This is a genomic window from Tardiphaga sp. (genome assembly GCF_044340795.1).
Lineage (GTDB): Bacteria > Pseudomonadota > Alphaproteobacteria > Rhizobiales > Xanthobacteraceae > Tardiphaga.
Map to the genome: position 1 here is coordinate 1 of NZ_JBIISY010000081.1, position 25,586 is coordinate 25,586.

23 protein-coding genes are annotated in these 25,586 nt (G+C 63.6%); 16 read left to right on the plus strand and 7 right to left on the minus strand.

Annotated elements, in window-relative coordinates:
• The 3 genes from hpaD to ACIQ17_RS15000 form a co-directional block, all read right to left on the minus strand.
• A partial coding sequence (hpaD, locus tag ACIQ17_RS14990) for a 3,4-dihydroxyphenylacetate 2,3-dioxygenase (RefSeq protein WP_398469845.1) occupies positions 1 to 901 on the minus strand: 901 nt, incomplete at its 3' end.
• A gap of 3 nt (positions 902 to 904) precedes the next feature.
• A complete protein-coding gene (gene hpaE, locus ACIQ17_RS14995; protein ID WP_398469846.1) occupies positions 905 to 2,446 on the minus strand; it encodes a 5-carboxymethyl-2-hydroxymuconate semialdehyde dehydrogenase in 1,542 nt (513 codons plus the stop codon).
• Positions 2,439 to 2,840: a 5-carboxymethyl-2-hydroxymuconate Delta-isomerase gene (locus ACIQ17_RS15000; protein WP_398469847.1), complete on the minus strand. Its 402-nt coding sequence runs from the start codon at positions 2,838 to 2,840 to the stop codon at positions 2,439 to 2,441. The genes hpaE and ACIQ17_RS15000 overlap by 8 nt, the downstream gene beginning before the upstream one ends.
• Positions 2,841 to 2,971: 131 nt before the next feature.
• On the opposite strand from ACIQ17_RS15000, the gene hpaR reads away from it, so the two are divergent.
• From hpaR to ACIQ17_RS15035, 7 genes are all read left to right on the plus strand, one after another.
• A complete protein-coding gene (gene hpaR, locus ACIQ17_RS15005) occupies positions 2,972 to 3,481 on the plus strand; it encodes a homoprotocatechuate degradation operon regulator HpaR (protein WP_398469848.1) in 510 nt (169 codons plus the stop codon).
• Between the two features lie 153 nt (positions 3,482 to 3,634).
• Positions 3,635 to 4,783: an ABC transporter substrate-binding protein gene (locus tag ACIQ17_RS15010; RefSeq protein ID WP_398469849.1), complete on the plus strand. Its 1,149-nt coding sequence runs from the start codon at positions 3,635 to 3,637 to the stop codon at positions 4,781 to 4,783.
• Between the two features lie 200 nt (positions 4,784 to 4,983).
• Positions 4,984 to 5,859, plus strand: a complete 876-nt coding sequence (locus ACIQ17_RS15015) for a branched-chain amino acid ABC transporter permease (protein ID WP_398469850.1) — start codon at positions 4,984 to 4,986, stop codon at positions 5,857 to 5,859.
• On the plus strand, positions 5,856 to 7,634 hold the full coding sequence (locus ACIQ17_RS15020; protein WP_398469851.1) for an ATP-binding cassette domain-containing protein: 1,779 nt from the start codon (positions 5,856 to 5,858) through the stop codon (positions 7,632 to 7,634). Before ACIQ17_RS15015 ends, ACIQ17_RS15020 begins: the two co-directional genes overlap by 4 nt.
• Positions 7,634 to 8,377 carry an ABC transporter ATP-binding protein gene (locus ACIQ17_RS15025; RefSeq protein WP_398469852.1) on the plus strand — a complete coding sequence of 248 codons (744 nt, stop codon included), beginning with the start codon at positions 7,634 to 7,636 and terminating at the stop codon, positions 8,375 to 8,377. Before ACIQ17_RS15020 ends, ACIQ17_RS15025 begins: the two co-directional genes overlap by 1 nt.
• A gap of 35 nt (positions 8,378 to 8,412) precedes the next feature.
• Positions 8,413 to 9,495 carry a malate/lactate/ureidoglycolate dehydrogenase gene (locus ACIQ17_RS15030; RefSeq protein ID WP_398469853.1) on the plus strand — a complete coding sequence of 361 codons (1,083 nt, stop codon included), beginning with the start codon at positions 8,413 to 8,415 and terminating at the stop codon, positions 9,493 to 9,495.
• 155 nt (positions 9,496 to 9,650) lie between these two features.
• On the plus strand, positions 9,651 to 10,427 hold the full coding sequence (locus ACIQ17_RS15035) for an HpcH/HpaI aldolase/citrate lyase family protein (RefSeq protein WP_398469854.1): 777 nt from the start codon (positions 9,651 to 9,653) through the stop codon (positions 10,425 to 10,427).
• Positions 10,428 to 10,518: 91 nt separating this feature from the next.
• On the opposite strand, the gene ACIQ17_RS15040 is transcribed toward ACIQ17_RS15035, so the two are convergent.
• From ACIQ17_RS15040 to ACIQ17_RS15055, 4 genes are read right to left on the minus strand one after another with little or no spacing between them, the layout of a single operon-like run.
• Positions 10,519 to 11,085: a MarR family winged helix-turn-helix transcriptional regulator gene (locus ACIQ17_RS15040; RefSeq protein ID WP_398469855.1), complete on the minus strand. Its 567-nt coding sequence runs from the start codon at positions 11,083 to 11,085 to the stop codon at positions 10,519 to 10,521.
• A gap of 4 nt (positions 11,086 to 11,089) precedes the next feature.
• Positions 11,090 to 11,839 (minus strand): ABC transporter permease, encoded by a 750-nt coding sequence (locus ACIQ17_RS15045; RefSeq protein ID WP_398469856.1) that lies wholly within the window; start codon positions 11,837 to 11,839, stop codon positions 11,090 to 11,092.
• Complete coding sequence (locus tag ACIQ17_RS15050) at positions 11,836 to 12,657, minus strand: ABC transporter ATP-binding protein (RefSeq protein ID WP_398469857.1); 822 nt, start codon at positions 12,655 to 12,657, stop codon at positions 11,836 to 11,838. The genes ACIQ17_RS15045 and ACIQ17_RS15050 overlap by 4 nt, the downstream gene beginning before the upstream one ends.
• Positions 12,657 to 13,625, minus strand: a complete 969-nt coding sequence (locus ACIQ17_RS15055) for an ABC transporter substrate-binding protein (RefSeq protein ID WP_398469858.1) — start codon at positions 13,623 to 13,625, stop codon at positions 12,657 to 12,659. The genes ACIQ17_RS15050 and ACIQ17_RS15055 overlap by 1 nt, the downstream gene beginning before the upstream one ends.
• Before the next feature lie 299 nt (positions 13,626 to 13,924).
• On the opposite strand from ACIQ17_RS15055, the gene ACIQ17_RS15060 reads away from it, so the two are divergent.
• The 9 genes from ACIQ17_RS15060 to ACIQ17_RS15100 all read left to right on the plus strand — a co-directional run bounded on the left by ACIQ17_RS15060 (position 13,925) and on the right by ACIQ17_RS15100 (position 25,131).
• Complete coding sequence (locus ACIQ17_RS15060) at positions 13,925 to 15,085, plus strand: FAD-dependent oxidoreductase (RefSeq protein ID WP_398469859.1); 1,161 nt, start codon at positions 13,925 to 13,927, stop codon at positions 15,083 to 15,085.
• Positions 15,064 to 16,011 carry a polysaccharide deacetylase family protein gene (locus ACIQ17_RS15065; RefSeq protein ID WP_398469860.1) on the plus strand — a complete coding sequence of 316 codons (948 nt, stop codon included), beginning with the start codon at positions 15,064 to 15,066 and terminating at the stop codon, positions 16,009 to 16,011. Before ACIQ17_RS15060 ends, ACIQ17_RS15065 begins: the two co-directional genes overlap by 22 nt.
• Positions 16,012 to 16,188: 177 nt before the next feature.
• Complete coding sequence (locus ACIQ17_RS15070) at positions 16,189 to 17,187, plus strand: Bug family tripartite tricarboxylate transporter substrate binding protein (protein WP_398469861.1); 999 nt, start codon at positions 16,189 to 16,191, stop codon at positions 17,185 to 17,187.
• Between the two features lie 213 nt (positions 17,188 to 17,400).
• On the plus strand, positions 17,401 to 17,760 hold the full coding sequence (locus ACIQ17_RS15075; protein ID WP_398469862.1) for a hypothetical protein: 360 nt from the start codon (positions 17,401 to 17,403) through the stop codon (positions 17,758 to 17,760).
• A 55-nt stretch (positions 17,761 to 17,815) separates the two neighbouring features.
• Positions 17,816 to 19,087, plus strand: a complete 1,272-nt coding sequence (ihpA, locus tag ACIQ17_RS15080; RefSeq protein WP_398469863.1) for a divalent metal ion exporter subunit IhpA — start codon at positions 17,816 to 17,818, stop codon at positions 19,085 to 19,087.
• Positions 19,084 to 20,076, plus strand: a complete 993-nt coding sequence (ihpB, locus tag ACIQ17_RS15085) for a divalent metal ion exporter adaptor subunit IhpB (RefSeq protein WP_398469864.1) — start codon at positions 19,084 to 19,086, stop codon at positions 20,074 to 20,076. Before ihpA ends, ihpB begins: the two co-directional genes overlap by 4 nt.
• Positions 20,077 to 20,187: 111 nt before the next feature.
• Positions 20,188 to 23,379, plus strand: a complete 3,192-nt coding sequence (locus ACIQ17_RS15090; protein ID WP_398469865.1) for an efflux RND transporter permease subunit — start codon at positions 20,188 to 20,190, stop codon at positions 23,377 to 23,379.
• A 175-nt stretch (positions 23,380 to 23,554) separates the two neighbouring features.
• Positions 23,555 to 23,923, plus strand: coding sequence for a hypothetical protein (locus ACIQ17_RS15095; RefSeq protein ID WP_398469866.1), 369 nt, complete (start codon positions 23,555 to 23,557; stop codon positions 23,921 to 23,923).
• Between the two features lie 212 nt (positions 23,924 to 24,135).
• Positions 24,136 to 25,131 carry a Bug family tripartite tricarboxylate transporter substrate binding protein gene (locus ACIQ17_RS15100; RefSeq protein WP_398469867.1) on the plus strand — a complete coding sequence of 332 codons (996 nt, stop codon included), beginning with the start codon at positions 24,136 to 24,138 and terminating at the stop codon, positions 25,129 to 25,131.
• Positions 25,132 to 25,586: the final 455 nt, after the last annotated feature.

Here is a 25,586-nt window from a genome sequence, read left to right on the forward strand (position 1 = left end):
AGCGCGGGGCTGGCGCACCCCACAGTGTCTGGCGGCGCGGGTCCTTCAGCGACCAGCGCAGCGGTTCGTGGTCGCCGTCCATGGTCTGGTAGTCGCAGGTATAGAGCTCGAGACGGTGCCCGTCGGGATCGCGCACATAGAGGAAGAACGCGTTGGAAATGCCATGCCGGCCGGGGCCGCGTTCGAGATTGGCGAGATAGCCGGACGACGCCATCACATCGCACAAATGCACGATGTTCATCGCGGTCGGCACCCAATAGGCGAAGTGATGCAGCCGCGGTCCCTTGCCATTGGTGAAAGCGAGATCGTGGACATTGCCCTTGCGATGCATCCAGGCGGCGGCGATGCGGCCATTGTCGCCGTCTTCCTCGGCATATTCGGTCAGGCGGAAGCCGAGCCGCGCATAGAAATCGATGGTGTCCTGCAATTCGGCAGCGAAGACGTTGAAGTGATCGAGTCGCTGCGGATGGCAGCCCTTGTAGAGATCGAAACGGCGCAACAGATGCGGGCGCTTTTCCATGGATGCATAGAGTTCGAGCTGGAAGCCGAACGGATCGGTGGCCTGCAACGTTCGGCCCTGGAACGGACGATCGACGAAGGAATAGCTGATGCCATTGGCGGCGAAGAAGGCGCCGGCTCTGTCGAGATCATTTTCGCTGGCGACGCGGAAGCCGAGGCGATGGCACCCGGCGATGGCCGCCTTGCGCAGCACCAGCGAGTGATGCTGGTGCTCCTCCACGGCGCGCAGATAAACGGTGTCACTGTCGGCGTCCTCCACATGGAGGCCGACAATGTCCTCGTAGAATTTGCGGCTGGCCGCGAGATCAGTGACATCCAGCACCACATGGCTGGCGCGCAGGATGTTGAAGGGCGGATCGAAGACATGAACCGGCGCGGGCATGGGTCAGGTCCCCATTCTCTGGATCTTGTGCGTCCCCTTCGCCAGCGAGACGTGTTTGGTCTCCATGTAGAAGTCGAACGAATAGTCGCCGCCGTCGCGGCCGATGCCGGAGGCCTTCATGCCGCCGAACGGCGTCGGCAGATGGCGGACATTTTCCGAGTTGAGCCAGATCATGCCGGCCTCCAGCGCATCGGCCACGCGCAGCGCGCGGCCCATCTCGTTGGTCCATACATAGCCGGTCAGGCCATATGGTACGTCATTGGCGATGGCGATGACCTCCGCCTCGTCCTTGAAGGGGATCACCGTGAGGAACGGGCCGAACACCTCCTCCTGCGCCACGCGCATCCCGGGCGTTGCGTCGATCACCAGCGTCGGCTGCACATAATGCCCGCCGCCGGGGCCGTCATGCGCCTTGCCGCCGACGGCGATGGTGGCGCCGTCCTTGCGCGCCACGTCAAAATAGCTGCAGACCTTGGCATGGTGTCGCTCATGGATGAGCGGCCCGACCTCCGTGGCCGGATCGAGCGGATGCCCGATCCTTAACGCCTTCACGCGCGCAACAAGCTTCTCGATGAATTTGTCCGCAACACTGCGCTGGATCAGCAACCGGCTTGATGATGTGCAGCGCTCGCCATTCAGCGAATAGATCATGAAGACCACTGCATCGAGCGCGCGGTCGAGATCGGCATCGTCGAACACGATCACCGGATTCTTGCCGCCGAGTTCGAAATGCACGCGCTTCAGCGTCGGCGCGCCCTGCGCCATGATGGCCGAGCCCGTCGCGCTCTCGCCGACAAAGGCGATGGCCTTGATGATGGGATGTTCCGTGAGCGCCTTGCCCGCTTCCTCGCCGATGCCATGCACGGTGTTGAGCACGCCATCGGGCAGGCCGGCTTCCTTCGCAAGTTTCGCCAGCAGGTCCGCCGTGATCGGCGACCACTCCGCCGGCTTGTGCACCACCGTGCAGCCGGCGGCGAGGGCCGGCGCGATCTTCCAGGTCGACAGCATGAACGGCGTATTCCATGGCGTGATGACGCCGACAGGACCGATCGGTACGCGGGTCGAGATGTTCCAGTGCTCTTCCGCAGGCGTGTTGAGCCCGTCACGCGCCTCGACGCAGCGGTCGGCGTAGAAGCGGAAGTTCTCCGCACCGCGCACAGCCGCCTTGGACATGAAGCGCCAGGCCTGGCCGGTGTCGATACATTCCAGCGTGGCGATATCGTCCGCATGATCCTCGATGGCATCGGCAATCCGGTGCAGCAGTTTGCGCCGTGCAGCCGGCGCCATCTCGCGCCACGCCTTGAAAGCGCCTTGTGCGGCCTTCGCCGCCTTGTCGATATCCTCCCTGGTGCCCCGCGCGACGCTCGCCAGCACAGCGCCATCGATAGGCGAGGTGGTCTCGAATGTCTCGCCGGATGACGCGGCGACGACCTCGCCATCAATGCGATGGCCGATGCCATCAGCACGCAATGTTTTCAGCAGCGGCGCGGCACGTTCCTGATTGTCTTTGAAGACGGCAGCGGGATCGGCAGGGGGCTTAGCCATTGTCGGCCTCGGTTTTCAGCATGTCGTGAATGTTGTTGCGCTTCCAGCTCGTCGCGGAATCATTGATCTGGATGTCCAGCGAGAGCGCGAATTTGCTGCCGGCCAGAAACGCCGGATCGAAGAAAGCGGAGACAGCGTCGAAGATATGCGCGCCCGCTGTCTGCCGGGCCTCGAGCGAACGGCCTTCACCGATCCGCAGGAGGATATCGACGAAGCCGGCATCGGGCAGGCCGTCGGCGATGGCGTAATGCTCGCAGCGGATCGCGCGCACGCGGATGCCGCCCAAAGGGAAGATGCCGGTCTCGACGGCGGCCTTGCGGACCACCTCGCACAAGGCGCCGATATCCGCGGCGGTCCCGACATTGGCAGAATATTCGATGCTGAAATGAGGCATGTCCCATCCCTGACCGGCGCCGTCTTATGAGCGGCTTTCCGTGGAGACGATTAACATGTTAAGTGATCGCGATCAAACAGCATCCGTGAATTTCGATTGTGCAATGCAACTCGCCGACCCGTGAGCCCATCATGACCACTGCGCCCAGATCGCGTGCACCCGCCAAGCTTCCCATGCGTGATTTCTCGCAATCACTTCCGATGTCGCTGCTGCGGGCGCGGGAAGGCGTGATGCGCCACTTCCGCCCGTCGCTGCGGGCGCATGATCTCACCGAGCAGCAATGGCGCATTCTTCGCGCGCTGGCGGCGTCCGGCGACATCGAGGTCACGGAACTGGCGCGTGTCGCCTTTCTGCTCGGCCCCAGCCTGTCGCGAATCCTGCGTGATCTGGAGGAACGCAAACTGATCGCGCGCCATCTTCTGAAATCGGATTTGCGCCGCAGCATCGTTTCGATCACGCCAAAGGGATTGCGGCTGATCGAAACCGTCGCGCCGACATCCGAGGCCATCTACGGTGAGATGACGAAGCGTTTTGGTGCGCGCAAACTCGTCGAATTGCAGGCGATGCTGCATGAACTGGAAGCGTGCCTGGAGGCCATGCCTGCCGAGGATCGGGACGGGGGCGATTGCTCGTCTGCATAATTTTGGAGCAAAGTCGTTTCTGCAGCGCTGCCATGAATTCATCGTACGAATTTCACAGTCACTGTAGACAGGCATCGAATTTTTCGCTCAACTCCACGTCGTCAAAATCAAAAGAAGGCTGGCGTTCAAGTCCGGCCTCTGTGGGAGGATTTGATGACGCTGACCCGACGTGGATTCACGGCCGGCATTGCTGCCGGTCTGGCTGCCCCTTACATCATCGGTAGCGCGCGCGCACAGGGCGGTGGAACGATCAAGATTGGCATGTGCGCGCCGATCACCGGCCCCGCGGCCGAAGCCGGCAAATATGCCACCGGCGGCGCCAAGCTTGCGGTCGAGGCCATCAACAAGGCCGGCGGCATTCTCGGCAAGCAGATCGAGCTGATCATCGAGGACGACCAGACTACCAATCCCGGCATCGTGCTGGCTTTCTCCAAGCTCGCCGCCAATCCGGAGATCGTGGGCTTCCTCGGATCGATCCGCTCCACCCAGGTGCATGCGATGGCACCCGACGTGCTGAAGCTCGGCAAGCCGGTGATGTTCGGCGGCACGGATCCCAATCTGACAAAACTCGGCAATCCCTGGCTGTTCCGCTTCCGCCCCAATGACAGCTATTCCGGCCGCGTCATCGCCGAATATGGCGTGAAGACGCTGGGCAAGAAGAAGTGGGCGGTGCTGCATTCCACCGACGCCTTCGGCACGGCCGGCGGCAAGGCGCTGACCGAAGCGCTCGGCCCGCTCGGCGCCACCGTGGCGATCGATCAGGGCTATGCCAATCAGAGCCAGGATTTCACGCCGGTCGTGCTCGCCATCAAGCAATCCGGCGCCGACATTCTCGGCTCCTACTTCACCTTCGAAAATGATCTCGGCATCTTTGCCCGCCAGTTGCGCCAGCTCGGCGTCAACATCCCGTGGGTCGGCTCGCCCTCGATCGTGAACGTCACCGCGCTGAAGCTCGCGGGCCCGGCGCTGTACAACACCTATGGTGTCGCCGATTACGCCGAGGAATCGTCCGATGCCGCAAAGGCGTTCGGCAAGGCCTATCGCGATGCCTACAAGGTTGCGCCGGACAACCAGAGCTCCTGGCCGTTCGATGCGATCAATGTGCTGGCGACCGCCATCAAGAATGCGGGCTCCACCGATCCGCAGAAGATCCGCGAGGCGATCCTGGCCATCAAGAAGTATCCGGGCGCAGAGGGCGAATACAATTTCGACAAGAACGGCGACGGCCTGCACGGCTACAACATCGTGAAGAACGACAAGGGCAACATCGTTTTCGACAAGCATATCGAGTTCGACAACTAAGGCCGCTGCCGCGGCCTTAGTTGTCGATCCCGGGGCACGCGCGACTTCCGCGCGTGAATCCGGGATCTCGAAGTGTTCAGCGCCTGCCTCTCAACCGTCATTGCGAGCGCAGCGAAGCAATCCAGAAGGCCACAAGCGCAGAAAGAACTGGATTGCTTCGTCGCTTTCGCTCCACGCAATGACGATCTTGGAAATCCTCGATGGATCTCGTCCTCCAACTCCTCTTCACCGGCATCGGCATCGGTTCGGTCTATGCGCTGGTCGCGCTCGGCTTCGTGCTGATTTTTCGCGCGACGAACGTGGTCAATTTCGCGCAAGGCGAATTCTCCATGGTCGCCGCCTATCTGATGGTGGTCTGCGCGGTCGATCTGGCGCTGCCTTACTGGCTGTCCTTCATTATCGCGCTGGCCGGCATGGCGGTCATCGGCGTCATCTTCAATCTCGGTGTCTATTATCCACTGCGCCATCGCACCTATCTCCCGGTGATCATCGCCACCATCGGCGCGTCCATCCTGATGGCCAATGGCGTGCTGGCGCTGTATGGCCCGCAGCCGCAGGTGCTGCAGGGCTGGTTCGATACGCCCGGCATCCAGCTCGGCCCGGTCTATCTCGACAACCAGTATCTGCTCATCATCGCCGTCACGCTGGCGCTGGTCGTGTTCAACTGGTGGTTCTTCGAACACACGATGATCGGCAAGAAGCTGCAGGCAACCTCGCAGGACAAGGAGATGGCCTCGCTGCTCGGCATCTCCGTCTCCACGATGATCATGATCACCTTCATCTATTCGGCGGTGCTCGGCGGGCTCGCCGGCATCCTGGTCGCGCCGATCCTGTTCGTGTCGATCCAGATGGGCGCCACCATCGCACTGAAGGCCTTTGCCGCCACCATCATCGGCGGTTTTGGTGATGTCGCCGGCGCCATCATTGGCGGCATCGCGCTCGGCATCATCGAGACGTTCGGCGCCGCCTATATCTCCGTGCCCTACAAGGACGGCTTCGCCTTCCTGGTGCTGGTGCTGTTCCTGATCTTCCGCCCGCAGGGCATTTTTGGCGAGCGCGTCGCGGAGAAAGCATGAGCACCACCGAAAACATCCAGTCGGTCGCCGACATTGCGCGCCCGAAGCCGCTGCTGATCCGCCACGCACCGTATTTCATCGGCGCCGCGATCCTCGTTTTCCTCGCGGCATCCATGCGGTTCGACGGCTACATCCTCAACATCCTGATGCAGGCCACCACGTTTGCCATCGCCGTGTTCGGCCTGTCGGTGGTGCTCGGCCTGTGCGGCCAGATCAATCTCGCGCAGGCGGCGTTCTTCGGCTTCGGTGCCTATGCGGTCGGCCTCGGCACGACCGACTATCAGTTGAACTACTGGCTCTGTCTGTTCGGTGGCTGCGCCATGGCGCTGGCGGCCGGTGCGTTGCTCGGCCTGTCTACGCTGCGGCTCGGCGGGCACTATCTCGCGATGGTGACGATCTCGTTCCAGCAGATCATCACGCTCATCATGATCAACGCCATCTGGCTGACAAAAGGCCCGGACGGCGTGTCGAAGATCGGTCGCCCGTCGCTGTTCATGTCATCGCAGGCCTATCTCGCCTTCTGTGTCGCGGTACTCGCCATCGTCGGCTATCTCGTCTGGCATCTGCCCGATACGCGCCTCGGCCGCGCCATGCGTGCGGTGCGCGACAACGAGCTGGCCGCTGGCGTCAACGGCATCGATGTGTTTCGCACCAAGATCTACGCCTTCGCGATTTGCGCGCTGCTCGGCGGTCTCGGCGGCGGCCTGTTCGCCGGCGGCTTCGCCTACATCTCGCCGGATCAGTTCTCCTTCGCCGAATCCATCGTGTTCCTGACGATGTCGTTGCTCGGCGGCGTGGCGTCGCCGATCGGATCGGCCATCGGCACCGGCCTGCTGATCCTGATCCCGGAATGGCTGCGCTTCCTCAAGAGCGTGCCTGGCCTCTATCTCGCCATCTACGGCCTGTCGGTCATCCTCATCATCCGCTTCATGCCCGATGGCATCTGGGGATGGGTCAGCATGGCCTATGATCGCCTGCGGCCACCGAAGAAGGTGATGCCATCCGCGGCTCCGCTGGTGCTGAAGCCGGCTGCGACCGGCGACGAGATGGTGCTGCGCGTCACCGGCCTGTCGAAACATTTCGGCGGCCTGAAAGCCGTCGATGAAGTCGACATCGCCGTGCATCGCGGCGGCGTGCATGCGCTGATCGGGCCCAACGGCTCCGGCAAGACGACGACTCTCAATGTGCTGTCGGGCCTTTATGAAGCAACCTCCGGCAAGGTCGTGCTGGATGGTACCGATGTCACCACCATGCAGCCGCATCTGCGTGCGGCCGCGGGCCTCGGCCGCACGTTCCAGAACATCCGCCTGTTCCGCTCGATGACGGCGCTGGAAAACGTTGTCATCGGTGCCGAACGTCCGGGCAATACGCTGGTCGGCAATGGCAACCACACCGCACTCACCGAACGCGCGCTGGCGGCACTCACCTTTGTCGGCCTCGGCTCGCGTGCCAATGAGCTGATCTCCAGCTTCTCCTATGGCCATCAGCGCCTGATCGAGATCGCCCGCGCACTCGCCGGCAATCCGACGCTGCTGCTGCTCGACGAGCCCGCCGCCGGTCTGAACTCCAGCGAAAAGCTGGAACTGCACGAGCTGCTCAAGCGCATCGCCGCGCAGGGGCTGACGATCCTCATCATCGATCACGACATGACGCTGGTGTCGGAAGCCGCCCAGCACATCACCGTGCTCAATTTCGGACGCCGCATCGCGGACGGCGAGTCGATGGCCGTGCTGCGTCATCCCGATGTCGTCTCTGCCTATCTGGGAACTGCGTGATGGCGCTGCTCGAAATCAAGGACCTTCACGTCCGCTACGGCGAGATCGTCGCCCTGCAGGGCATCAGCTTCAAGGTCGAGGAAGGGCAGGTGGTGACGCTGCTCGGTGCCAATGGTGCCGGCAAGTCCACCACGCTGCGCGCCATCTCCGGCCTCGCCAAGCCCGCCTCCGGCGACATCCTGTTCGACGGCAAGTCGATCGCCGGCCTCGGCCCGGAAGCGATTGTCCGCATGGGCATTTCCCACGTGCCGGAGGGCAGGCGGGTGTTTCCCGGCCTGACGGTGAAGGAGAACATCATGCTCGGCGGCTCCAACCGCAAGACGAGCAAGGCGGAGCTCTCCCGCGAAGCGGATGCGATGTTCGACCTGTTTCCCGACATACGGAAATTCACCGATGCGCTGGGCTGGACCCTGTCCGGCGGCCAGTTGCAGATGGTCGCGGTGGCACGCGGGCTGATGGCCAAGCCGCGGCTGCTGCTGCTGGACGAGCCGTCGCTCGGCCTCGCGCCGGTGATCGTACAGGCGGTCTTCCGCATCATTACCGAGATCCGGCAGTCCACCACGGTCTTGCTCGTGGAGCAAAATGCGCGCATGGGTTTGTCTGTCGCCGATCATGGCCACGTGCTGGAAACCGGCCGTATCGTGCTCGACGGCAAACCGGAGGATCTCTGGGCCAATGAGGCCATTGCAGCCGCCTATCTCGGCGGTCACGGCAAGCCCGCAGCCGGGCTGCCCGCGCATTAGGCCACAAGCCCACCAACAAGGACGAATGTCCCGCCATGGTTACAGTTCAAGTCGATAAGCTGATCGCCTTCGTCGCCGAGGTTTTTGAGCGCGCGTCTTCCACCAAGGAGGAAGCGAACCGCATCGCCACCTATCTCACCACGGCAAATCTCACCGGCCATGACAGCCACGGCGTCATCCGCGTGCCCGTCTATATCCGCTGGCGCAATAACGGGATGATCATCCCGAACCAGATCATCGAGATCCCGGTCGATACGCCGTCGCTCGCGGTGGTCGATGGCCGCTTCGGCTATGGCCAGACCGTCGGCCCGCAGGCGGTGAAGCTCGGCATCGAGAAGTGCAAGGCCGCCGGCCTGTCGGCGATTGCCACTAAGAATTCCGGTCACATCGGCCGCATCGGCGACTGGGCCGAGATGGCTGCGGCAGAAGGTCTCGTCTCCATCCATTTCGTGACGGCCGCTGGCTCCGTGCTGGTCGCGCCCTATGGCGGTGTCGAGCGTCGTCTGTCGACCGCGCCTTATTGCGTTGGCATCCCGCGTGCGGGCGGTCCGCCGGTGGTGCTGGATTTCGCAACGTCTGTCGTCGCCGAGGGCAAGGTGCTGGTTGCCTCGCGCGGTGGCAAGAAACTGCCCGAGGGAGCGCTGATCGCACCGAATGGCGATCTCAGCCAGGATCCGTTCCTGCTCTACGGACCGAATGTCGACGGCACCCGTGATCATTCCAAGGGGCAGGGCGCTATCCGCGCCTTCGGCGATCACAAGGGCTCAGGCCTCGCGCTGATCTGCGAATTGCTCGGCGGCGCGCTCACCGGCAACGGCGCCACCAAACATGGCCGCCCGTTCGCCAACGGTATGTTCTCGATCTATATCGACCCGAAGAAGATCGACCCCGCCAACTTCTTTGATGGCGAAGTCGCGCGCTATGTGGAGTTCTTCAAGAGCGCCAAGCCGGCCGCCGGCGTCGATGCCGTGATGATCCCTGGCGACAACGAGGCCAAGACCCGCGCAGATCGCACCGCGAATGGTGTGCCGCTGCCGGATGAAACATGGGCTGCCATCGTGCAGACCGCACGCGATGTCGGCGTCAGCGAAGAAGCTGTCAAGCACGCGACATCGTAGTCATGCATTGTGCGACGCTCTCCGGCATCATGCCCGGCCTTGTGCCGGGCATCCATGTCTTGCAGACTTCGCCCGCATCAAGACCTCAGTGGACGGGACGCACCCGGTCATGACGGATCACCAGAAGACGCATCACCAATACGGAGGGAATACCAATGGCAAACAAGGTCAAGGACATCTGGGCAAAGGGCGGCGCCGTCGTCAATGCGTGGCTGGCGATCCCGTCGGGCTTCTCGGCCGAGGTGATGGCGCAATGTGGCTTCGACAGCGTCACCGTCGATATCCAGCACGGCGTGCAGGACTATCAGTCCATGGTCACCTGCTTCCAGGCCATGAACGGCCATGACGTCACGCCGATGGTCCGCGTGCCGTGGAACGAGCCCGGCATCATCGGCAAGGTGCTCGATGGCGGCGCCTATGGCGTGATCTGCCCGATGGTCAACACCAAGGAAGAAGCCGAGAACTTCGTCCAGTATTGCAAATATCCGCCGCGCGGCACCCGCTCCAACGGTCCGATCCGCGCCGGCATGTATGGCGCTGGCGGCACCTATCAGGAAACCGCGAACGCCGAGACGCTCTGCATCCCGATGCTGGAAACCAAGACCGCCATCGACAATATGGAAGCCATCCTCGATGTCGACGGCATTGCGGGCGTCTATGTCGGCCCGAGCGATCTCGGCTATTCCTACGGCCTCGTGCCGAAGCTCGATCGCGAGGAGCCGGAGATCCTCAAGATCTACGACAAGCTCATCAAGGAATGCGACAAGCGTGGCATTGCGCCGGGCATCCATTGCTCGGGCCCGGTCGGCGCCGCCAAGAACATCGCCATGGGCTTCAAGCTGGTGACGCTGCTCAATGACAGCGGCATCCTGGCCACCGGCGCGAAGAACTGGGTCGCCGAGACGCGGAAGAACTCTGGCGGCAAGGCGTAAGCCATCTGTAGGGTGGGCAAAGCGCAAGCGTGCCCACCTTCACCAGCCGTGCACTTGAAGGTGGGCACGCCGCTGCGCGCCTTTGCCCACCCTACGTCTGAGACTGCCGCCCGTCGATCACATCGGCAAAGCGCATCAGCTCCTGCATCAGCCGCTGCTGTCCTTCCAGCCCAAGCGGCAGCAGCAGGCTGCGCTGCACGTCGAACACCCGCGGGATCGCTTCATTGATCACGGCCTCGCCCGCCGAGGTGAGCTGCACCCGCAATGTCCGCCGGTCATTCGGCTCCGGCAACCGCGCCAGATAATTCTGCGCCTCCAGCTTGTTGAGCCGGCTCGTCAGTCCCGCGCCCGATAACAACAGCGACTGCGCGATCTGCTTCGGCGACAGGCTGTAGGGCGCACCGGCGCGGCGCAGGGCGGTCAGCACGTCATAGGTGCCGCGTGTCAGGTCGAACGGCGCCAGCGCCTCGTCGATCAGCATCGTGCATTGCATCTGGATGCGGCCGATGAGGCCGTAGATGTGCACCGGGCTCGGATCGATATCCGGCCGCTCCGCCTGCCACTGCGCGAAGATCGCATCGACCTGCTCGCGCATCGCCGCCCGCGCGCGCGTCGGGCGGCGCGAAGGTGGTTTGGCTCCTGCTGTTTCGTCGGTCATTCGGTTACGGCGTCCAGTCGATCACACGCTTCTCGATAAACTCGATGCCGTGGAAGAGCGCAATACTCAGCACCGTGAGCAATGCGATGGCGGCGAAAGCGAGCGGCGTCTGCGACTGCGCGGTGGAGGTGAGGATGAGATAGCCCAGCCCGTCCTGCGCCGCGACGAATTCGCTGATGACCGCGCCGATCACCGCAAAGGTCACCGCCACCTTGCAGCCGGTGAAGAAGTGCGGCAGCGCCACCGGCAGCCGTAGCCGGCGAAACACCACATGCGGCGAGGCGCCGAGCGAGCGCATCAGGTCGAGCATGGTCTTCGGCGCGGCCTCGAAGCCGGCCACCATGTTGACGAGGATCGGGAAGAAGCAGACCAGCACGACCACGATGATCTTCGGCCATTCGGCAAGGCCGAACCACAGGATGATCAATGGCGCGACGGCGACTTTCGGCACTGACTGCAGGCCGAGCAGGATCGGATAGATGATGCGCCGTGCCAGCGGATTGAGGCTGATCAGGATCGCCAGCGGCAGCGACAGCAGGATCGCGAAGACGAAGCCGAGCACGGTCTCGCGCAGGGTCACGATGGTGTTGGAGGCGAGCTCCGGCGCCCATTTCACGGCGGATGCATAGATCTCCGATGGCGCCGGCAGTATCCAGGTCGGGATTTTCATGGTGTCGCAGATGATCTCCCAGCCAATGAGCAGGCCGAGATAGATCAGCGGCGTCGCCGCGCGGTCGATGAAGCGCGAGGTCATGAGGGCACCCGGTTGAAGATGATGTCGCGGATCTGGTTCTTGATCTCCTGGAATCGCGGCAGCTTCACCGTGTCGGCATTGCGCGGGCGCGGCAGGTCGATGGTGATGTCGGCGCGGATGGTGCCGGGGCGTTCCGACATGATCAGCACGCGGTCGCCGAGCAAGATCGCTTCCTCGATATCATGGGTGATCAGCAGCGCGGCGCGGCCGAGCTCCTGCCACAGCCGCGAGAGTTCGAGCGACAGTTCTTCGCGCGTCAGCGCATCGAGCGCGCCAAAAGGCTCGTCCAGCAGCAGCAAACGCGGGTCGGAAATCATCGCGCGGCAGAAGGCGGCGCGCTGCTTCATGCCGCCGGACAGTGCCTGCGGCCGCTGATGGGCAAAGTCCTTCAGCCCGGTGAGTTCGAGCAGCTTCAGCGCCCGCTCGCGCGCGGCGGCCTTCGGCAGCGCCAGCACATCGGCGGGAAGCAGGACATTGTCGAGAATGCTCGCCCACGGAAACAGCACATGCTCCTGAAACACGATGCCGACTTCATGCGATGGGCCGTCGAGATCCGTGCCATAGCGCTGCATGGTGCCGCTGTCCGGCATTTCCAGCCCGGCGACGAGGCGCAGCAGTGTGGACTTGCCGCAGCCGGAGGGGCCGACCACCGAAACAAAGCTGCCGGGATCGATGCGCAGGTCCACCGGCCCCAGCGCATGCGTGGCTTTGCCGCCCTTGCCGGGATAGGTCTTGGTGACGCCCTTGATATCGATTGCCGGGACCACCGCCGCGGCAGGCCGCGACGGCGAGGAGGTGAGGGGAGCGGTCGCCGTCATCAGTCGACAAAGCCCGGTGCGAACAGGTCCTCCGGCTTCACCGGCGTCTTCAGCGAGAAGTTGGTCGACATCACATCCACGGTGCTGGCGATGCTCTTCGGCTGGATATGACCGAGCTTGCCCTTCACCTCGGCAAGCTCCTTGACGAGCTTGGTCTCGCCTTCGATGACGGCGGGGGCAAGCGCCTTCTCGTATTTCGCCATGATGCTGGCGGCTTCCGCCGGATTGGCGAAAGCATCCTTCATGCCCTTGATGGTCGCGCGGACAAAAGCCTTCACCTGGTCCGGGTTCTTGGCGATCATCTCTTCCGACGCGATCAGGCCATTGCCGTAGTAATCGAGATTGGTGTCGGCGTAGTTGATGCGCACCACTTCCTTCGGCGCCACGGCGGCGGCGATCAGCGGCTCGCCGACCGAGAACTGGCAGATCGCGTCCGCGCGGCCATTGGCCAGCAGCGACGGCAGGGCCGAGCCCTCGGCCACCACCCACTTCACCTTGCTGGCATCGATGCCGGCCGCCTTGGCGAAAGCCGGGAAGAGGAGACGCACCGAGCTCGATGCCGTGTCGGCGACGGTCTTGCCTTCGAGATCCTTCGGCGAATTGATGCCGCTGCCCTTCACCGCGAAGATCGCCTGCGGCGGCTTCGCATAGACCACCGAGACCAGTTTGACCGGCACGCCGTCATTGCCGCGCGCCAGCACCAGCGAGCCCGCATCGGCGAAACCGAAATTGGCAACGCCGGCGGCGACCTTCTTGATCGCGTCGGCCGAGCCTTGGCCGCGCACGAAGTTCACGTCAAAGCCCTCGGCCTTGTAGTAGCCCTTCTCGCGGGCGACGTAGAAATAGGCGTGACGGCCGTTGAAGCCGAAATCGGTGATGAAGTTGATGTCCGCCGCCTGGGCGGTGGACACGCCGGCCGTGGCCAGGGTCGCGAGCAGGGCAGCGGTGAGGCGAGCGCGGAAATTCATGGTTTGACCTTCGGGTGACTGGAGTGGAGGCCGGCTTTTTGGAGCGCATCCTCGCACTCCATTTCGTTCGCAATCGAATGAAAGTTAGATTTTGCCTTGATGGAGATCAACGAGATGGCTGCCTAAAATCGCGCCATATATTGTCGTTCTTCGCGCAAATTCCGCGCATTCAGCTTCTTTCGCAGGCGCGAAATGGCGGCGCTTGACAGCGTTCAACCGTCCGTCATATGCGAAATCGTTAGCTATCGAATGATCTGGCGCTGGCCGCTGTCCGGTGCCTTTTGCGACAGGGATGACAGATGGATCGCGGAACACGGATCGCCGTTCTCGGCGCGGGCCTTGCCGGTCTTACGGCGGCCGGGCTGCTGCAGCGTGCGGGATTTCAGGTGGCGGTCTATGAGCAGTCGCCGAGCTTTTCGCGCATTGGCGCTGGCATCATTCTCGGCGCCAATGTCTCGAAGGTGCTGCGTCGCCTCGATCTCGAAGAGGCCTTTGCCTCCACCGGGATCCGGCCGGATGCGTTTCTGAGCCGCGCCTGGCAAACGGGCGAACAGCTCTACAAGCTCGATTTCGACGCCGAATGCGAAGCGCGCTTCGGCGGTCCGTTCGTCAACATTCATCGCGCGGACCTGCACCAGTTGCTGCAGCGACCGCTGCAGCCGGGCACGATCCGCTTCTCGCACAAGCTCGCCGGCATCGACGAGCGCGGCGATGCGCTCACGCTACGCTTCGAGAACGGCGCGAGCGCGGAGGCCGATATCGCCATCGGCGCCGACGGCATCCGCTCCATCACACGCGAATTCATCCTTGGTGCGGAAGAGCCGCGCTTCATCGGGCGTTCTGCACCGCGCGCGGTGTTCCCGGCCAGCCGCATCAAGGGTGACCCCATCGACGACTGCACGAAATGGTGGGCGCCGGATCGCCACACACTGGCCTATTACATGACCCCCGACCGTCAGGAAGTCTATGTGATGGCGGCGCTGCCGAAGGATCGCTGGGACGGCGACGGCTCGCCCGTGAAGGGCGATCGCGATGAATTCATCGCGGCCTTCGACGATGCGCATCCCGATCTGAAGCGCGCGGTGGAAGCCGCTGACGACGTCACCGTGTGGCCGATCTTCGATCGCCCGCGCAACGACACCTGGTACAAGGGCCGCGTGGTGCTGATGGGCGATGCCTGTCACGCCGTGCGTCCGTTCATGGCCGCCGGTGGCTCCGCAGCCATCGAGGATGCCGCGATCCTCTCGCGCTGCATCGCCGAGTTCGGCGATCCCGCGACCGCCTTCGCGCGTTACACTATGATCCGTATTCCGCGCGTCGCCGATATCCAGCAGATCTCCATCGCCAATTCGTGGATGCATGGTCCGACCGAGACCGACTGGTTCTTCGGTTATGATGCCTGCACCGTTCCGCTCGACCGCGCCATTCCGGAGGCCCTATGTCCGAATCTGCAGCGATGAAGCCCGGCGATATCCGCCCCGATGCGATGATCGCCCGCGATCTCGTCGGTTATGGCGCGCGTTCGCCCGATCCGAAATGGCCGAATGGCGCGAAGATCGCCATCAGCATCAGCCTCAACATCGAAGGCGGCGGCGAGTCTACGCTGGCCAATGGCGATGCGGTCTCCGAAGGCATGCTCAACGATATCGGCGTGCCCACGAAAGAGGGCGTGCGCGTGCCGCTGGTGGAATCCGTGTTCGAATATGGCAGCCGCCGCGGCGCCTGGCGCATTCTCGATGTGCTGGATCGCTTCAAGGTGCCGGTCAGCATTTTGGGTGTTGCCCGCGCGATGGAGCAGAATCCCGAACTGGCAAAAGCCTGCGTCGCGCGCGGCCACGAGATGGTCAGCCACGGCTATCGCTGGATCGACTACTGCGATGTGGATGAAGACACCGAACGCGCACATATCCGCAAGGCGATCGACATCCTCGAAGGTCTCACCGGTTCGCGTCCGCTCGGCTGGATGACGGGGCGTCCCGGTCCGAACACGCGGCGTCTGCTCGCCGAGGAAGGTGGCTTTCTCTATGACCGCGATTCACTCGCCGATGAATTGCCGTATTGGGTGAAGACCGCGCACGGCCCGTTCCTCGTGGTGCCTTACTCCTACGAATCCAACGACAACCGCTTCAACGAGAATTCCGGCTTCTCCACTGGCGACCAGTTCTTCACCTACATGCGCGACGCTTTCGACCTGCTCTATGCAGAAGGCCAGGCCGGCGCGCCGAAGTTGCTGTCGATCGGCCTGCATGACCGCCTGATCGGTCGCCCCGGACGCGTCGGCGGGCTGATCAGGATGCTCGAACATATGAGCGCGCATGAGGGCGTGTGGTTCGCACGCGGTATCGATATCGCGCAGCACTGGCGGACGCATTTTCCAATTCCGTAGGGCGGATAAGGCGAAGCCGTAATCCGCCGCGGAGTTTCAGCGTTGAACTCGGCCAGCGGATGACGCTGCGCTCATCCGCCCTATGGCAGAGCGCATGTCGCTTTGCGTTCCCGCGCCAAACCGGTCCATACTCGATGCACCTGTCCGACAGAGACGGGATCACATCGGGAGGACGACATGCGAGATTCGTTTCGCCATTTGAGCCGCCGTCAATTCGTCACCGCAAGCGCAGGTGCTGCGACCTTGCTCTGCGCACCTGCCATCGTGCGCGCCAGCACCTGGCCGACCAAACCCATCAAAATCCTCGCCGGCTTCGCGGCCGGCGGCCAGACTGATCAGTTCGCGCGCGCCTATGGCGACTATATTTCGCGCGAGGTCGGGCAGACCATCGTGGTCGAGAACAAGACCGGCGCCGGCGGCGCGGTGGCAGCGATGGAGCTGAAACGCTCCGATCCCGACGGCCATACCTGGATGGTGAGCAACACCACCACCTACATGCTGAACTCCGTCTTCATCAAGGACATCAAATATAACGCCGCCGAAGACTTCACGATGGTGTCCATGATGCCCACCGGCAGCCTGCCGCTGGTGGTAAGCGAGAAGATCGGCGCCAAGACCCTGAAGGACTTCATCGACTATGCGAAGAAAGCCGAGAAGGTGAATATCGGCACCTATGCGGCCGGCTCCTTCGCGCACATCATCATCGCGGAGCTCAACAAGCAGTATGGTCTGAAGATGGGCGCGGTGCATTATCGCGGCGAGGCGCCGATGTGGGCCGATCTGATCGGCGGCGCCATCGATGGCGGCATCGGCAGCTATGCCGCCTCGCTGCCGGTGCAGCACACCGGCAAGGGCCGCGCGGTTGCCGTCACCCGCCGCCGCATCGATGCATTGCCGGATGTCGCCACGTTCCAGGAACAGGGCGCCACCTCGCGCGGCTATGGTCTGTTGTCGTTCCAGGGCTGCTCGGTGCCGGCAAAGACGCCGCCGGAGATCGTCGCGCGTCTCTCCGATCTGTTCGTCGCCGCAGGCAAGAGCGACCGCGTGCGTGAACTGATCAAGAGCCAGGGCATCGATGAAGCCGCGATGTCGGCGCAGGCGAGCCAGGCGGTGTTCAAGGAGGAGGGGCCGATCTGGGCGCAGCTTGCGTCGGGTCTGGACCTGCAGCAGCAGTAAGGACTCAGCTGTAGGGCGGATTCATCTGGAGGGTGGGCAAAGCGAAGAGTGCCCATCCTACAGTTGATGGCCCATCGATGGGCTTCATGACAACCTCATGTCCGCGCACCGCGGAACCCGTGCGACACTTTGGGGTGCGGAATGTAACTCTATTGCAGATCGACAGCCCGGACCGGCCGTGATACCTCGGCACATCCGTCGAATGAGGCTCTCGTGACGTCGTCCGCCCGCATGTTCCGCCGCCATGTTCTGCGCCTTCCGCGCAAGGCACTGGTCGTGCTCATGCTGATGGCACATCTCACGGCCGGGCTCCTCCATAGCTGGTGCGATATCGACGTGGTGAAGCCGCACGGCCGCTACGACGTGGTGCATGTCAAGGAAAGCACCCCGCATGTCGAGCTCGGTTTCGCCATCGATCTTGAATGCCACGGCTGCTTCCCGGTCTCGATCGGCAAGCCCGTCACGACGGCATCGGTGACCATGCCGATCCAGCTTGCGATCATCTCGCAGGACACCTACCGCAGCGGCCTACCGCCGGGCGTCGATCCTCCGCCTCCCAAATCCCTGACCTGAACGCAACCGCCGGGCGCATCCACGCCCTGAATCCGTTCTTCGTCAGGCTCATCTCATGTTCTCGACATACGCCACGCGTTTCGCGTGCGCGGCTGCGTTGCTCGTCGCATTCATGCCGACGCGGCACGCGCATTCGCAGACCCTCACCATGGGCAGCGCGCTGCAGCGCGCGCTCGCCGCCAGTCCGCGTCTCACCGCCGCCGAGCGCGATATCGGCATCGCGCGCGGCCAGCGCATCCAGTCCGGCGCGCTGATCAATCCCGAGATTTCCTATGAGATCGACGGCGCGCTCGGTTCCGGCGCCTATCGCGGTACGCGATCGGCGGATTCGACGCTGCAGATCAGCCAGATGTTCGAACTCTGGGGCAAGCGCGATGCGCGCATCGCCGCCGGGCAGGCCGGACTCGCCGCCGCCGGCATCGAACGGCAGGCTGTGCGGCTGGAGGTGCTATCCGAGACCGCCATCGCCTTTCTCAATGTGCTCGGCCTGCAGCGCCGCATCGAGATCCTGAACGAGCAGGTGGAGGCCATCGACCAGATCTCGCCGCTGCTGCAGCGGCGCGTCGAGGCCGGTGCGTCCTCCGTGGCTGAGACCGGCCGCGCCGATGTCGCCTCTGCGCTGGTGAAGGCCGATCGCGAACGCACCAAGGCGGCACTTGCCTCCGCGCGCCGCGAACTCGCGATCCTGATGGGCGACACGGCGCCGAAATTTTCTGTCGTGTCCGGCCGCCTCGATGCCACCGGCCGCCCGCCATCGTTCCAGGCGGTGGTCAACGCCATCGACGCCAATCCGCAACTCGTGCGCTGGAAGGCGATTTTCGCCCAGCGCAACGCGCAGCTGCTGCTCGCGCGGCTAAAACCCTATCCCGATGTCACCGTCTCCGCCGGCATGCGCCGCTTCCACGATACGGGGGACAACGCCGTGCGCCTGTCGGTCTCGGTGCCGATCCCGATCTTCGACCAGAACCAGGGCAACATCCTCTCTGCCCAGGAAAGCCTCGCCAAGACCGCCGCCGAGCGACAGGGCAACCGCAACACGCTGATCGTCGTGGCCGGCCGCGCCTATGACACGCTGCAGGGCTCGCTGCGTGAACTCGCGATCCTGCGCGAGTCCGGCATCCCGAAAGCGCGCGATGCCGCCGCCGCGATCTCCGAAGGCTACGGGCAGGGCCGCTACTCGCTGCTCGAAGTGCTCGATGCCCAGGCGAGCCTCGCCCAGGCGCGCCTGCGCGAGCAGGAAGCCCAACAGAATTTCCATGTCGCCGTCGCCACCATCGAGGGGCTGGTCGGCAATCCGTTTGCACTGGCGCGGGGGAGCGCACGATGAACAAGCCACTCATGGTGTTGATGGCTGCCGCAGCGATCGCTGTCGGCACCGGCGTCTATCTCACCGCGCCGAGCAGCAATGCTGCCCCGGCCGCGAAGGCCAGCGAGAAGGGACATGGCGCCAAGGGCCATGGCGACAAAGGCGGCGACAAGGGCCATGCCCATGCGGAAGAGGGCATCGTCCAGATGTCCGATGCGAAGGTCGCGGCGGCCGGCATCGAAATTCTCACGGCGACGCCGGGCACGCTGCGCAATTCCATCATCCTGAACGGCATCCTGCAGCCCAACCAGGAAGCGCTGGTGCAGGTCACGCCGCGCTTCCCCGGCGTCGTGCGCGAGATCAAGAAGCGCATCGGCGACACCGTGGAGAAGGGCGAATTGCTGGCGAAGATCGAGAGCAATCAGAGCCTCACGGTCTATGAGATGCGCGCGCCGATTTCCGGCACGGTGATCGATCGCCAGATCTCGCTCGGCGAATATGCCTCGGAGCAGAAGCCGGCCTTCATCGTCGCCGACATCTCCACCGTCTGGGTCGATCTCTCCGTCTATCGCCGCGATCTGCCGCGCGTCCGCATCGGTGACACCGTGCAGATCGATGTCGGCGATGGCGGCACGCCCATCGAGGCGAAACTGTCCTACGTCTCGCCGGTCGGCAGCAGCGACACGCAAAGCGCGCTGGTCCGCGCGGTGGTCGCCAATGACGGCATGCGTTTGCGCACCGGCCTGTTCGTCTCGGCGCGGCTGATCCTCTCCGCCAAGCAGGTGCCCGTCGCCGTCAAGGGCACGGCGCTGCAGACCGTGGAGAACAAGAATGTCGTGTTCGTCCGCAATGGCGAGACGTTCGAGACCCGCGAGGTCGAGATCGGATCGCGGGATTTCGAGAATGTCGAGATCGTGTTCGGCCTGATGGATGGCGATCGCTATGCCGCGAAGAACAGTTTTGTCGTGAAGGCGGAACTCGGCAAGTCGGAGGCGTCCCATGACCATTGAACACAAGCTCGTCATTGCGAGGAGCGAAGCGACGAAGCAATCCAGAAACCCAAATGAAGGAAGAACTGGATTGCTTCGCTGCGCTCGCAATGACGGCGAGGGAGTCGCGTCATGATCAACGCCATTCTCGCATTCTCCATCCGCCAGCGCTGGTTCGTGATGATCGGCGTGCTCGCCGTCGCCGCCTTCGGCGCCTGGAATTTTACCCGCCTGCCCATCGACGCCGTGCCCGACATCACCAATGTGCAGGTGCAGGTGAATGTCGAGGCGCCCGGCTATTCGCCGCTCGAGGTCGAGCAGCGCATCACATTTCCCGTCGAAACCAATATGAGCGGCATTCCGAGCCTGCAATATACGCGCTCGCTGTCGCGCTATGGGCTCAGCCAGGTCACCATCGTCTTCAACGAAGGCACCAACATCTATTTCGCGCGCCAGCAGGTCAGCGAACGTCTGCAGCAGGTGAAGGACCAGCTCCCCACCGGGATCGAGATCGCCATGGGCCCGATCTCCACCGGCCTTGGTGAAATCTACACCTTTGCGCTCGATGCCAAGCCGGGCGCGAAGAATGCCGATGGCTCGCCGATCACGCCGATCGACCTGCGCACCGTGCAGGACTGGATCGTCAAGCCGCAGCTCCGCACGGTGCCGGGCGTGGTCGAGGTCAACACCATCGGCGGCTACGAGAAGCAGTTCCACGTGCTGCCCGATCCCAGCAAGCTGATGGCCTATCGCCTCAGCTTTCGCGACGTGATGACGGCGCTGGCCGCCAACAATGCCAATGTCGGCGCCGGCTATATCGAACGCAATGGCGAGCAATATCTCGTCCGCACGCCGGGGCAGGTCGCCAATGTCGAGGATATCCGCAATGTGGTGATCGGCTCGCGCAGCGGCGTCCCGGTGCGCATCAGCGATGTCGCCGATGTGCAGATCGGCACCGACCTGCGCACCGGCGCCGCCACCCTCGACGGCAAGGAGACCGTGCTCGGCACCGCCATGCTGCTGATGGGCGAGAACAGCCGCACGGTGTCGCAGCGCGTTTCGGCCAAGCTGGAATCGATCGCGCAGACGCTGCCGGAAGGCATCGTCGCCCGCGTGCTCTATGATCGCACAAAACTGGTCGAGGCCACCATCGCGACCGTCGAGAAGAACCTCCTCGAAGGCGCGTTGCTGGTCATCGTCATCCTGTTCCTCATCCTGGGCAATTTCAAAGCCGCGGTGGCCACCGCGCTGGTGATTCCGCTGTCCATGCTGATCACCATCAGCGGGATGGTGGAGAGCAAGGTCAGCGCCAATCTCATGAGCCTCGGCGCCATCGATTTCGGCATCATCATCGATGGCGCCGTCATCATCGTGGAGAACTGTCTGCGCCTGCTCGCCCATGAGCAGCAGAAGCAGGGACGCCTGCTCACCCGTGAGGAGCGTTTCGCCACCATCCTTGCGGGATCGAAGGAAGTGATCAAACCCAGCCTGTTGGGCACGCTGATCATCGCCGTGGTCTATCTGCCCGTGCTCACGCTCACCGGCGTCGAGGGCAAGATGTTCACGCCGATGGCGCTGACGGTGCTGATGGCGCTGGCCGGTGCATCGATCCTGTCGATGACTTTTGTGCCGGCCGCGGTGGCATTGCTGGTGACGGGCAAGGTGACGGAGAAGGAAAACCTGTTCATGCGCGGCTGCCGCCGTGTCTATCTGCCGCTGCTTGCTCTGTCGATCCGCTTTCGCGGCTCGGTCGCCGTTGCAGCCGTTGCGCTGCTCGTCGTCACCGGCTTCGCAGCGTCGCGGATGGGCGGCGAGTTCATCCCGAGCCTGGATGAAGGCGACGTCGCCATGCACGCCATGCGCATTCCCGGCACCAGCCTGACCCAGGGCATCGACATGCAGATGCGGCTGGAAAAGGTGCTGCTGGAAATGCCCGAGGTGAAGGAGGTGTTTTCCAAGCTCGGCACGTCGGAAGTCGCCACCGATCCGATGCCGCCCAATGTCGCCGACACCATCGTGATGCTGAAGCCGCGCGACCAGTGGCCCGATCCGAAGCGCAGCAAGGCCGATCTCGTCGCCGCCATCGAGCGGCAGGGCGAGCTGCTGCCCGGCAATGTCTATGAGCTGACCCAACCGATCCAGATGCGCTTCAACGAACTGATCTCGGGTGTGCGCAGCGATGTCGGCATCAAGATTTTTGGCGACGATCTCGACCAGCTGTTGCAGACAGCGGGCAAGGTCGAGGCCGTGCTGCGCGGCGTGCCCGGTGCCGCCGACGTGAAGACCGAACAGGTCAGCGGCCTGCCGATGCTGAATGTGAAGCTCGATCGTCCGGCGCTGTCGCGTCTCGGTCTCAGCGTGCAGGACGTGCAGGGCATCGTCGAGACGGCGGTGGGCGGCAAACATGCCGGCCTCGTCTTCGAAGGCGATCGCCGCTTCGATCTCGTCGTGCGTCTACCCGAACACATGCGCTCGGATGTCGAGGCGATGAAGAACCTGCCGATTCCGTTGCCGGCGGTGGAAGCGCCGGCCGCAACGGCTACGCGGGCGTCGCTGACCAGCAATTCGCCGCTGTCACAGATGCGCTATACGCCGCTGTCCGCGGTGGCATCCATCGAGGTCACGCCGGGGCCGAACCAGATCAGCCGCGAGAATGGCAAGCGCCGCATCGTGGTGTCGGCCAATGTGCGCGGCCGCGATCTCGGCTCCTTCGTCAGCGATGCGCAGGCGCAGGTGGCCGAGAAGGTGAAACTCCCGTCCGGTTACTGGATCGGCTGGGGCGGCCAGTTCGAGCAGCTGGTCTCGGCCACGAAGCGTCTCACCATCGTCGTGCCGGTCGCCCTGGCGCTGATCTTCCTGCTGCTGTTCATCAGTCTCGGCTCGACGGCGGATGCGGCACTGGTGTTCAGCGGCGTGCCGCTGGCGCTCACCGGCGGCGTCGCCGCGCTGCTGCTGCGGGACATCCCGCTGTCGATCAGCGCCGGCATCGGCTTCATCGCGCTGTCCGGTGTCGCGGTGCTGAACGGTCTCGTGATCATCACCTTCATCGAGCGGCTGCGCACTGAGGGCATGAAGATCGCCGAGGCCGTGCGTGAAGGCGCACTGACGCGCCTGCGTCCGGTGATGATGACGGCGCTGGTGGCCTCGCTCGGCTTCGTGCCGATGGCGATCGCCACCGGTCCCGGCGCCGAGGTGCAGCGTCCGCTCGCCACCGTCGTCATTGGCGGCATCATCTCGTCCACCATCCTCACGCTGCTGGTCCTGCCGGCGCTCTATATCCTGTTCCGCCGGGAGGCGAGGCAATCACATGAAGCGTTTGAGTGATGAGGATGCTGCTTGGCCTGCATGGTTCGAGACGCCCGCTATGCGGGCTCCTCACCATGAGGGTCTTCTACAGCTCATACTCCGCCTTCATCCTGAGGAGCCGCGCAGCGGCGTCTCGAAGGATGGCCGCGGACGCCTATCCGACCTACGACCGCTCAACACAAGGAAACCACTGATGAAGAAGATCCTGCTCGTCGCATCCGCTTTGTTGTTCTCCACGCCTGCACTGGCGCAACACGTTCATCAGAAGGGCCCGAATGGCGGCCCGATGGAGGACGTTGCCGGCGTGCATGTGGAGATGACGGCGTCGGGAAAGACGCTGACCTTCCATGTTCTCGACGAATCCAACAAGGCACTCTCGACGGCCGGCTATTCGGCCTCCGCACTGCTCGCCGCAGGCGGCGAGCGCGAGACACTGCCGCTGACGGCGTCCGGTCACACGCTGAAGGGCGAAGCGAAAGCTGACATCCCGAAGGGCGCCTCGGTGAGCATCACGCTGAAAACTGCTGAAGGAAAATCGGGGCAGGCGAAGTTCAGGCAGTGAGCCGTAGGATGGGTTGAGCGAAGCGATACCCATCACCGCAAGCGCCGGTGCCTGTCGTGATGGGTATCGCTGCGCTCAACCCATCCTACATCTTTCGCCGCTCACAAAAATCCGCGTCGCGGAAACAACGCGCATCTTTGCCATCCGCCATCGAATAGGTCATGCTCACCGGACTTGTCCAAAGAGACAAGACAAATATCCGGAGGGACAACATGACGACCAATCTGCGTCTGCTCAATCGACGCCAATTCGTCACCATTGGCGCAGGCGCTGCTGCATTGCTGAGTGCGCCGTCAATCGTGCGCGCCAATAGCTGGCCGACAAAACCCATCAAGATTCTCGCGGGCTCCGCAGCCGGCGGCCAGACCGACCAGTTCTCGCGCGTCTATGGCGAATATCTGCAGCGTGAACTCGGCCAGACCGTGGTGATCGAGAACAAGGCCGGTGCCGGCGGCGCTGTCGCCGCGCTGGAATTGAAGCGCTCCGATCCCGACGGCCACACGCTGATGGTCTGCAACACCACCGCCTATATGCTCAATCCCGTTCTCATCAAGGATATCAAATACAATGTCACCGAAGACTTCACCTGGGTCACGGTGATGCCCGGTGGCAGCCTGCCGCTGGTGGTGAGCGAGAAGACCGGCGCGAAGACGCTGAAGGATTTCATCGAATACGCGAAGAAGACCGAGAAGGTGAATGTCGGCACCTATGCCGCCGGCTCCTTCGCGCATATGGTGATCGTCGAGCTCAACAAGCAGTACGGGCTGAAGATGGAGGCCGTGCATTATCGCGGCGAGGCGCCGATGTGGAGCGATCTCGCCGGCGGCTCCATCGATGCCGGCATCGGCAGCTATGCCGCTGCCTTGCCGGTGCTGCAGACGGGGAAGGGACGTCCCGTCGCGGTGTCGCGTCGCCGCATCGATGCGTTGCCGGATGTCGCGACCTTCAGCGAGCAGGGCGCCACCTCGCGCGCGCATGGGCTGCTGACCTTCCAGGGCTGCATGGCGCCGGCCAAGACGCCGCCGGAGATCGTCGCAAAGCTCAATGCACTGTTCCTGGCCGCCAGCAAGACCGATCGCGTGCGCGAATTGCTCAAGAGCCAGGGCGTCAATGAAGGCGCGATGAGTCTGGAAGCGAGCAACGCGCTCTACAAGGAAGAAGCGCCGGTGTGGGCGGAGCTGGCAGCGGGCTTGGGTGTGACGCAGTAGGACGTCGCATCCGCGATCAGTGACGCGCAGAAGCGCGTGGTTTCCCTCCCCGGAGCGCAGCGACTGGGGAGGGTGGCGCGTAGCGCCGGGTGGGGTCTCTCCCCACGTGACGTCGGAGCTTGGGGAAGCACCCCACCCGTCTCAAAGCTCGCTGGACGCTCGCTTTGATCCACCCTCCCCACGGCGCGGCTGCGCCGCTTGGTGGAGGGACAGCCCCGTCCGAAATTGTTCCTATTTTGTTCTTGACGAAATCCCACAAAGGATTATGTTCCGTCCCGTCCGGCCCCGGTGAGAGGGGCGAGCGCGATCGTCACGTTCGCGGGGCTGGATGCGGTGGACGCCAAGGTTTGGGCGTCGCGCGGTGCCTGGAAGAGGCTCGCCTGCGGGCGGGACGGATCGGTGCCAGACCTGCCACTGGCGCGGAGATGTCTCACCTTCGGAACAGCCGATCCCGG